This is a genomic window from Vreelandella sp. L-15, from assembly GCF_056857635.1.
Genome location: NZ_JBSXNN010000006.1, coordinates 1 through 9,219, shown reverse-complemented (window position 1 = coordinate 9,219; position 9,219 = coordinate 1). Strand labels below are relative to the sequence as shown.

10 protein-coding genes are annotated in these 9,219 nt (G+C 56.4%); 3 read left to right on the top strand and 7 right to left on the bottom strand.

The features are described from left to right. The first annotated feature begins 645 nt into the window (after positions 1 to 645). The gene (locus AC13CY_RS00185; RefSeq protein WP_058577277.1) at positions 646 to 1,074 is read left to right on the top strand and encodes an REP-associated tyrosine transposase; all 429 of its coding nucleotides are present in this window, start codon (positions 646 to 648) and stop codon (positions 1,072 to 1,074) included. 193 nt (positions 1,075 to 1,267) lie between these two features. On the opposite strand, the gene AC13CY_RS00180 is transcribed toward AC13CY_RS00185, so the two are convergent. The 7 genes from AC13CY_RS00180 to AC13CY_RS00150 all read right to left on the bottom strand — a co-directional run bounded on the left by AC13CY_RS00180 (position 1,268) and on the right by AC13CY_RS00150 (position 7,006). After that, the gene (locus AC13CY_RS00180; protein WP_289113161.1) at positions 1,268 to 2,290 is read right to left on the bottom strand and encodes a c-type cytochrome; all 1,023 of its coding nucleotides are present in this window, start codon (positions 2,288 to 2,290) and stop codon (positions 1,268 to 1,270) included. Next, positions 2,287 to 2,949, bottom strand: coding sequence for a c-type cytochrome (locus AC13CY_RS00175; protein WP_172514647.1), 663 nt, complete (start codon positions 2,947 to 2,949; stop codon positions 2,287 to 2,289). Before AC13CY_RS00175 ends, AC13CY_RS00180 begins: the two co-directional genes overlap by 4 nt. A 9-nt stretch (positions 2,950 to 2,958) precedes the next feature. Beyond that, positions 2,959 to 4,299, bottom strand: a complete 1,341-nt coding sequence (locus AC13CY_RS00170) for an ATP-binding protein (protein WP_172514648.1) — start codon at positions 4,297 to 4,299, stop codon at positions 2,959 to 2,961. Next, complete coding sequence (locus AC13CY_RS00165; protein WP_062361710.1) at positions 4,296 to 5,003, bottom strand: response regulator; 708 nt, start codon at positions 5,001 to 5,003, stop codon at positions 4,296 to 4,298. The genes AC13CY_RS00170 and AC13CY_RS00165 overlap by 4 nt, the downstream gene beginning before the upstream one ends. A gap of 141 nt (positions 5,004 to 5,144) precedes the next feature. Next, positions 5,145 to 5,567, bottom strand: coding sequence for a DUF6691 family protein (locus AC13CY_RS00160; protein ID WP_172416315.1), 423 nt, complete (start codon positions 5,565 to 5,567; stop codon positions 5,145 to 5,147). After that, on the bottom strand, positions 5,564 to 6,025 hold the full coding sequence (locus AC13CY_RS00155; protein ID WP_483052169.1) for a YeeE/YedE family protein: 462 nt from the start codon (positions 6,023 to 6,025) through the stop codon (positions 5,564 to 5,566). The genes AC13CY_RS00160 and AC13CY_RS00155 overlap by 4 nt, the downstream gene beginning before the upstream one ends. Positions 6,026 to 6,139: 114 nt before the next feature. Beyond that, entirely contained in the window at positions 6,140 to 7,006 is an 867-nt protein-coding gene (locus AC13CY_RS00150; RefSeq protein ID WP_483052168.1) for an MBL fold metallo-hydrolase, read from the bottom strand. A 203-nt stretch (positions 7,007 to 7,209) separates the two neighbouring features. On the opposite strand from AC13CY_RS00150, the gene AC13CY_RS00145 reads away from it, so the two are divergent. Together AC13CY_RS00145 and AC13CY_RS00140 are read left to right on the top strand one after the other, a co-directional pair. Beyond that, complete coding sequence (locus AC13CY_RS00145) at positions 7,210 to 8,808, top strand: methyl-accepting chemotaxis protein (RefSeq protein ID WP_230835179.1); 1,599 nt, start codon at positions 7,210 to 7,212, stop codon at positions 8,806 to 8,808. 147 nt (positions 8,809 to 8,955) lie between these two features. Then, positions 8,956 to 9,219: helix-turn-helix domain-containing protein (locus tag AC13CY_RS00140; RefSeq protein WP_483052167.1), on the top strand; the 264-nt coding region annotated here is incomplete at its 3' end.

The window sequence follows — 9,219 nt, the reverse complement described above, 5'->3', positions numbered from 1 at the left end:
TTCCAACGTGAGGCTGAAGGCGGCACTGTGCGCATTGACCGAATCCAAGGCCTCCCCAGCCAAGAACGCCTCATTGAGATGATGGGTAGCGAAGCGCCTTAACAAAAGAAGTAGGAGGCCAATTTATTGGGCGACGGCGGCGAAAGCCGCCCTTAGCCTGCCGCAGCACTGGTGCCTTCATCATCGCGAGCTGAAGCTCCCTCCCACACCTGACTGCTTGAGGGGTGAAGAGCCTGATGTGGGAGGCCAATTTATTGGGCGACGGCGGCGTCAGCCGCCCTTAGCCTGCCGCAGCAGTGGTGCCTTCATTATCGCGAGTTGAAGCTCTCTCCCACACCTGACTGCTTGAGGGGTCAAGACCCTGATGTGGGAGGCCAATTTATTGGGCGACGCCGGTGTCAGCCGCCCTGAGCCTGCCGCAGCAGTGGTGCCCTAACCGTCGCGAGCTGAAGCTCCCTCCCACACCTGACTGCTTGAGGGGTGAAGAGCCTGATGTGGGAGGCCAATTTATTGGGCGACGGCGGCGTCAGCCGCCCTGAGCCTGCCGCAGCAGTGGTGCCTTCATTATCGCGAGCTGAAGCTCCCTCCTACAGAAAATGCTACACAGCATGTGCTAAGTTAATTAAAAATTATAGGGAGCATATAATGAACAGGAGCCATCTGCTTCGCCAAGGGAGGCAATCAATCCCGAATGCTCACTACTTAGTCACTGCGACGACCCGCCATCGTCAGCAGGTTTTTACTAATTTTCATACTGCCTGTTGTGCATCCAGGCACTTTTACCACCCTCGCGTGAGCGAGCTGGCGACAACTTTTGCTTTTGTTGTTATGCCAGACCATATCCATTGGTTGCTTCAGCTAAACGGCGACCTTTCTGAGGCTGTGAGACGTTATAAGGCTTACGTATCGCTGAATATTGGCAGGCGTCTTTGGCAAGATGGCTTTCACGATCGAATGATTAAAGATGAAGCATCGCTAAAAGCAGCTGCTAGATATATCGTTGCCAATCCTCTAAGAGCCAATTTGGTCGAAGATATAGGAAAGTACAGCTATTGGGATGCTATTTGGCTATAAGTCACATCCTAGAATACAAGTGTAAACAACCAGCTGTTTGTCGATTAGAAAGCCTGATGTGGGAGGCCAATTTATTGGGCGACGGCGGCGTCAGCCGCCCTTAGCCTGCCGCAGCACTGGTGCTCTAATCGTCGCGAGCTGAAGCTCCCTCCCACAACACTCCTGACGCTCTCTCCTGCAAATGCGTTCAAGCTTACTCCTCAGAGAGATTTTCGAACCGTGGCATGCCGACGTTCCAGGGTTGGATGTCACCTTTCTCGCCAAAATTAGCGTGGTCGCCTAGCACATGGCCGTCATGCTCACGGGTTTGGCCGTAGAGCGAGCGGTTGTGGAATGTGGGGCCGAATCGCTCGGCGGTTTCTGCAACATCGCCAGTGTAGCGCGGATCTTGGGGGCGCTCTTGGCTATTGATGTAGTAAGCAATATCCCACGCCTGCTGGCCGGTTAACGAGCGCGGCTGGCCCAGCGGCATGTTTTGATAGATAAACCCAGCCATGGTTTCTACCCGTGCAATACCGGCCCCCCAGTTGTTAGAGCCATCGCCCCAAGGGGCGGGGAAAACATATTCGCCGTTTTCATAGTGCCCAGAGCCATCTTCTTGGTGGCAAATGGCGCAGTTTTCCTGGTACGCCGCCTCGCCTCTGGCATAGCTGGGTGTTTCAGGCTGTTCAGGCGCTGGGAAACCACGGCCATAGATCGGCTTATCGGGGTACATCGGCGCACCGGTGGCGAGCCACTGGTGGTAGGCGCTAAGCGCCAGCATTTCGTCGCTACCGTACTCGGGCGGTGTGCCGTTCATGGAGTAGGCAAAGCAGCCTGCAATGCGCTCTTCCAGGTTGTTCACATGCTGATTTTTGCCGCGAAAATCGGGCAAGGTGATGGCAGCTGCCCATACCGGCGCGCTAAACGGTACGCGGCCCTCTCCTAGATGGCAGCTTGAGCAGTTCATATCGTTAAAAACGTACTCGCCTCTTAGCTGCTGGGTATTGGTAAATAGGTCATAGCCGTAGCGAATGACTTTTTTAAGCTCTGGATGGAGATCCGAGGCTTCCAAGTCTTCCATGGTGGGCGGTTCGTGTACTAGCTGATTCAGCGCGGCATCGGCCCGCTCCTCCTGCTGGGCAAACGCATTCGCTGCGTAGAGGCTCAAACCGGTGCCCACTGCAAGCGCGCTGCTGGATAGCGCGATCACTATATAACGATGGTAAGTGCTCATTGTGCGGCCTCCCCTTCAGCGGCGGGCTGGGTGGCGTACCACGCGGAGACCGCCTGAATATCCTCTTCACTCATACGCTTGGCAATCGCCCCCATTAGGTTTTGAGGGTCGTTGCTGCGTGTGTCACTCTTCCAAGCGTTTAGCTGTGCACTGATATAGCCCGCATGTTGCCCTGCAATGCCGGGAAACGTCTCTCCCACCCCCTGGCCGCCCGGGCCATGGCAACTCTTACAGGAGACAATATAAGCGTTCCAGTCGCCCCGTTCGGCCAGCTGCTCGCCGCGAGCCAGCAGCGCTTCATCGGCATTGTCGCCGCCTTGGCCTGGCGTCGCTGGTAGCTGGCTGTAATACGCCGCTACGTCGGCAATTTGCTGATCGTCGAGCATATTGGCGAACGTCACCATCGTCGCGTTCTGACGGTCCCCGGCTTTAAAATCGTGCAGCTGCTTAGCGATGTAGTTGGAATTTAAGCCTGCCAAGCGCGGCCAGGATTCGCCGCCGGAAATGTTCATGCCTCCTCCGTTGGCTTGGTGACAGGCCACACATGTCGCCGATGCCGCTTCACCCCGCTCGGCATCTCCCTCTTGCGCCACGCTAGTGCTCGCGATGATGCAGGCTCCTAGCAGCAGGCTGAGCCTGCCCCCATGCACTGTTTTCATACTCCCCCCTTATGCTTCCGTTGTTATGGTCTTACTTGTTTGGACTGGTACGGTGGGTACTCTTAAGTGCGCACAGAAGCCCCCAGAAGTGGCGTTTTCAAAGCGCACATCCCCCCCAAAACGTTGCGTAATCGCAGCAACAATGGCTAACCCCAACCCACTGCCCTGCTGTTTACTAGCCCTCCAAAAACGCTGGGTCAGTTGAGCCAGAGTATCTTCATCAACTCCCGGGCCTTGGTCGTGCACGGTGAAGGTAATGTCGCGGTGCGTTTGTGCTGTATGGAGAGTGATAGCGCCGCCCTGGGGGCCATGATGCAAGGCGTTATCGACGAGGTTGCGCAGCGCCGTAATCGCCAGCTCTCTAGGCATGGCCAGACACGCATTAGGCAGCGTACCCGGCCACTGGCACTGCCCTGGAGCAGCGGCGCTATCAGCAACGGCCAGCTCTATAACGTGGGCCACATCGCTTGGCTCGCCGTCATCAAAGCGCATGCGGCCCTCGACGCGGGCCAGCGTAAGCAGTTGATCTAAGGTATGAGCCAAACGTACGACGCCTGCTTCGGCATGTTTGAGAGCTTCTTGAGCCGTAGGGCCCTCTGCGCGTTGCGCGACCTGTAGGTGAGTTTTAATCGCAGTGAGCGGGGTGCGCAGCTCATGGGCAGCGTCGTTGGTAAAGCGCTGCTCCCGCACTAGGGTTTGCTGCACCCGCGTGAGTAAATGGTTGAGCGTATCAATGAGAGGTTTGATCTCTTTAGGCACACCGTAGGTAGAGACCGGCGCCAGCGCTTCTGGGTGGCGGCTGGCTAACGACTCACGCAACCGTGACAACGGTGCCAGCCCGCGCCATATACCCACCCATAGCGCAATCAGGCTGCCGGTTAACGCCACCACAAACGGCACGACGGCTACCCGAACTACCCCGTTTAGCAGCATCGTGCGCTCATCCATTCGATCCGCCGTGGTAATGACCAGGCCGCCGCGCTCGTAGGTAAAGACGCGCCAAGTGGTATCGCCTTCCTGGCGGTAGGTGTGACCGCGCTGCCCTGGCGCTAGCACGCTATCCATGTTGGCGTGGGTGCGAGCAATCACCTCTCCGCGTGGCGAGTGCACCTGGCAGGCCAGCCCCTCGATGGGTGGAATGGCAAGCGTCGTCATCATGCTCTGCTCCCACACCTCCTCCGGCAATTGATGCACCAGCCCGGCCACCATGCGCGCGGACTGAGCCAAACGCTGGTCAAGGGTGGCGACAAAGGTTTTCTGCAAATCGTTGAGCAGCCAAGCAGCCGCAACGCCCCATAGCAGCGCCAACGTCAGCCCAAGCGTGAGTAGCAGGCGGGCGCGTAGACTCATCGTTGCCCCTTAGGCGTTTGCCCCGGCCCCGGCGCAAGCACGGCTTCTGGCTTGCCCAAGCGGTAGCCCAGGCCGCGCACGGTCTCGATAATCCCACTGCCCAATTTGCGGCGCAGATGGTGAATATGGACATTGAGCGCATTACTCTCTACGTCATCGCTTAGCCCATAGAGGCTATCTTTGAGCTGGTCCGCCGAGAGCACGCTGCGCGGGGCGTGTAAAAAAGCCTCTAACAGCACCAACTCACGGCGGGAGAGCGCTATCAGTTCGCCCGCTACCCGCACCTCCCGAGCGCTGGGGTCTAGTGTCAGCGCACCATGCACGGTCAGCCCTTGGCTGCGCCCGGCTACGCGCCGCAGTAGCGCATGTAGCCTTGCCACCAGCTCATCTAAATCAAAGGGCTTCACTAGATAATCATCGGCCCCGCTTTGCAGCCCATCCACTCTGTCGCGCACGGCATCCCTGGCAGTCAGCATGAGCACAGGTGTCGTCACGCCCTCATCGCGCCAGGATTGCAGCAGCGCCAAGCCATCGCCATCGGGTAGTCCACGATCAAGAATCACCACGTCGCTGGCGACACTTTGCATCGCCTGACGCGCAGCCTGCACCGAGGTAACGTGCTCCACCACGAAGTGGTACATCATCAGTCCAGAACGAATACCCGAGGCCACCAGTGGATCATCTTCTATGAGTAGGACGTGCATAGCGGTTTCCTTGTGATGGAAGCAGCATGACAAACGCGCATTAACCGAACGTTAAGCCCTTTGGCAAAACCCTTGCACCAGATCAAAAAAAGCGCCCTTACCAGGGAAAGTAAGGGCGTCATCGTGAACGGAGTTGCTCACTTAGCGAGCGATACGCTGGGCAATAAACCAGCCCAGCACCATCGCCGCCAGCAGTGCAAGAAGCGGCAGCGTTAGCCCACCCATGGAGGCAATGGCAGGCCCAGGGCAGTAACCGGAAAGCCCCCAGCCCACCCCAAACAGCGCCGCGCCGCCTAGCAATTTGGCATCAAGCTCCTGCTTGGTCGGCAGTTGAAATTTGGCGCTAAACAGCGGCGTACCGCGAGCGAATACTAAGCGGTAGCCCACAAAGGTGGTGCCTACGGCGGCCCCGAGTACAAACATCAACGTGGGATCCCAGGCACCGGCAATATCCAAAAAACCCAGCACCCGCGCGGGGTCTGTCATCCCAGAGATCGCTAGCCCCAAACCAAACAGAAGGCCTGCGATGTAACCCGCCGCTGTTTTTACAGCTGGTGTACTCATACCCCACCCCCAATGACATGCCGCACCACATAAACCGTGGCTATCGCCGTGACCAAAAACATAGCCGTGGCTGCCATGGAGCGGGGTGCCAAGCGCGCCAAGCCGCAGACGCCGTGGCCGCTGGTGCAACCACTCCCAAGCCCAGTGCCTACCCCCACCAGCAGGCCTGCTAACAGCATTAGCGGTACGCCACCCGCTGGCTCACCAATCACGGCACCGGGAACGCCCGCCACGTTACCCAGCCCGCCGCCCACTGCCATCACCAGCAGCGGGCCGCTAATTAGCCCCGCTAAAAACGCCACCCGCCAAGCACTATCCCCCTTGGGACGCTGAGTAATTAAACCGCCAATGATGCCGCTGATACCGGCAATGCGGCCTAGTGCGCCCATCAGCCACACCGCTGAAAGCCCGATCAGCGCACCGCCCACTAGCCCGTGCAGGCTCGCTATCCAATCCACATCTAGCTCCTTATGTTACCCAACGCTCGTTGCCAACGGCACGACCCCTATCCACCCCCATACACCAATCGTGCCCATCAAGGTCAGCACGATTAACACTAAACCCACCGCCGCTTAAAACCAGTTAATTGGTACTTTTAGGTATACTTGGCCGTTATCTTCGGCGGGCGGCAGCTCGCCGGCCCGCATATTGACCTGTACCGAAGGAATAATCAGACGTGGCATTCCCAGCGTGGCATCCCGTTCGGTACGCATTTTGACGAACTCTTCCTCGCTAATGCCGTCGTGCACATGGACGTTGGCCTGGCGCTGTTCGGCAACGGTGGTTTCATGCTGATAGGCGTCTCGCCCCGGCGCTTTGTAGTCGTGGCATAAGAACAGCCGCGTTTGCTCGGGCAAAGACAGTACTTTCTGAATAGAGTGGTAGAGCGTGCGAGCATCGCCGCCAGGAAAATCGCAGCGCGCGGTGCCGTAATCCGGCATAAACAGGGTATCGCCCACAAAGGCGGCATCACCGATCACATAGGTCAAACAGGCAGGTGTATGTCCAGGCGTATGCAGTACACGCCCCTCTAACGAGCCAATCGTGAAGGTATCGCCTTCATTGAATAACGCATCAAACTGGCTGCCATCTCGGGCAAACTCGGTGCCCGCATTAAACGCTTTACCAAAAATCTCCTGCACCTCGACGATATGAGCACCAATGCCCGTTTTGCCTCCCAACTGCTCATGCAGATACGGCGCAGCGGAGAGGTGGTCGGCGTGGACATGGGTTTCCAATACCCAAGCCACTTCCAGCCGTTTTTCACGGACAAACGCTATAATTTGATTAGCTGAACGAATATCAGTGCGCCCTGCCGCGTAATCAAAGTCCAGAACAGAGTCGATAATGGCGCACGCGCTGCTATCGGGGTCTTGCACCACATAGCTGAACGTATTGGTTGGTTCATCAAAGAAGTGGGTAACGATAGGGCGCTGCATTCTGGAGCCTCCTGGGGATGGACTGCTAACAGTGGATCTATACAGCGAGTGTAGCGCAACAAAAATTATATGTTTATATCATTTTTGAATTTAAAGGGTATCATAGATCAGACATTTTTTATTAATTAGCCTAAGGTATAAAAAATTCTGGCCGATAGAGATCAGGGTTTAATTACTAATTGGAATTTTTTAACAAGGACATCATGAAACGTTTGACAACGACGCAGAAGCTTTGGGGCACACTTGGCATCATTTGGATAGCGATGCTGCTATTAGTAGGCTGGTTGGCGTGGGAAAACCGCCAAACGCTTGAAAACGAGCGTCGCGCCAGTATTGAGCACATTGTAAAAAGCGTTCATGGGCAGCTTGAGGCCTTACAAAAACGTGCTGAGCTTGGTGAACTGACAGAAGCGGAAGCACAGCAGCGGGCCATTGATAATATTGCCAGCGTACGCTTTGGCGACGGCGAATATGTCTTTGCTTTTGATAATAATCTCGACATTGTGTCTCACCCCAATCGCCCCCGAGGCGAAGATATGAGCAGCTATCAAGACGCTAGCGGTACACGTTTATACGCTGCGTTTCTTAACGTTGCTCAGGCTGGGGGCGGTCATGTGGACTACTTCTCACGCCGTATTACCGGTGACGGCCAAGTGCCGAAGGTTAGCTATGTCGCGCATCTACCGGAATGGGGATGGTCGTTGGCGGCGGGAGTTTACGTGGATGACATCAACGCTGCCTTTATCTCCGGGCTAATCCGCTCAGCGATTGTTTTGTTAGTGATTGGTATACCGGTGACTCTGTTGATGGGCTGGGTTATTCGTGATGTTGCTCGTCGATTAGGTGGCGACCCACGCTATGCGGCCTCCGTGGTGCGCCATATCGCCGATGGGGATTTGACCCAAGTCGCGTCCCTTTCAACTAACGATCAGAAAAGTTTGCTTTATGATATTAACCGCATGCGCGAGACCCTAGCCGACACCATTAGCGACATACACCACGGTGCCGACCAAGTGAATAACGGGGTAGAGCAAATTGTGGGCGTGAACGAAGAGCTCTCTACCCGCACTGAAGAGCAGGCAGCATCGCTTGCCGAAACAGCTTCCAGCATGGAGCAACTGACGGCGACAGTAAAACAGAATGCCGAGCATGCCGATCACGCCCGCACACTAGCCACTAAAACTGCTGAGAGCGCCCAACGTGGTAGCGATGCCATGGCATCGGTGATTACTACGATGGCTACTATCAACGAAAGCGCTACCCAAATGAGCAGCATCGTGAACACCATTGATGCCATCGCTTTCCAGACCAATATTCTGGCGCTAAATGCCTCGGTGGAAGCTGCCCGTGCCGGGGAGCAAGGCCGTGGATTTGCCGTCGTCGCCAACGAAGTGCGCCAGCTGGCAAGCCGTTCTGCTTCTGCCGCGCAAGAGATCAAGGGGCTGATTGAAAATGCGGACGCCCAAGTTGTAGAAGGCAGCCGCCAAGTGAGCAATACCGGCAAGGTGATTACAGGCGTCGTTGAAGATATTCAACAGTTGAGTGCTCTGGTCCAAGAAATCTCCGCCGCTACCATTGAGCAGAGCAGCGGTATCGAGCAGGTCAATCAGGCAGTTACTCAAATGGATCAAATGACTCAGCAAAACGCGGGGCTGGTACAGCAGAGTAACCATGCTACCCAGCAGCTAGCACAGCTGAGCACCCAGCTTCGCCACTTGGTGACTAACTTTAAGTTAAATAAAGAAGCGCACCAGCCTGTTATTGCCGCGCCAGCGGCTCACTCCTCCTTCAGCGACTTTTAATAGGCATTGCCCCCGCCCAATTAGGCGGGGGCTTGCTTACCTTACCAAACAGCGCGTAAAGCATCGCCCAGTCGGGCGGTGATACAAGCGCGCACCGCGTAGCGGTGCCAGATTGACTTCGCCTCATTGCCCTGATATTTATACAGCATGACAAAGCGTGCCTACAAAGAACGGTTCTACCGCACCTCCGAACAGGGTGAGGTGCTGGCGCAGTCGTTTGGGTGTGCTCGTTTTGTCTGGAATAATACCCTGGCCTATCGCACGGAGGCGTATCAGCAGCGCGGTGAATCGGTCTCGCACTCATCGGCGGAAAAGGGACTGGTGGGCTTAAAGGCGGAGTTTCCGTGCTTGCGGGATGTTTCCAGCGTGATCCTGCCGCAAACGCTCCGCGACGAGAAAGCGGCCTTCGAC

Coding starts and splice junctions, on each gene's coding strand:
- AC13CY_RS00185 (WP_058577277.1), top strand. CDS start 646: ATGAACAGGAGCCATCTGCTTCGCCAAGGGAGGCAATCAATCCCGAAT.
- AC13CY_RS00180 (WP_289113161.1), bottom strand. CDS start 2,290: ATGAGCACTTACCATCGTTATATAGTGATCGCGCTATCCAGCAGCGCG.
- AC13CY_RS00175 (WP_172514647.1), bottom strand. CDS start 2,949: ATGAAAACAGTGCATGGGGGCAGGCTCAGCCTGCTGCTAGGAGCCTGC.
- AC13CY_RS00170 (WP_172514648.1), bottom strand. CDS start 4,299: ATGAGTCTACGCGCCCGCCTGCTACTCACGCTTGGGCTGACGTTGGCG.
- AC13CY_RS00165 (WP_062361710.1), bottom strand. CDS start 5,003: ATGCACGTCCTACTCATAGAAGATGATCCACTGGTGGCCTCGGGTATT.
- AC13CY_RS00160 (WP_172416315.1), bottom strand. CDS start 5,567: ATGAGTACACCAGCTGTAAAAACAGCGGCGGGTTACATCGCAGGCCTT.
- AC13CY_RS00150 (WP_483052168.1), bottom strand. CDS start 7,006: ATGCAGCGCCCTATCGTTACCCACTTCTTTGATGAACCAACCAATACG.
- AC13CY_RS00145 (WP_230835179.1), top strand. CDS start 7,210: ATGAAACGTTTGACAACGACGCAGAAGCTTTGGGGCACACTTGGCATC.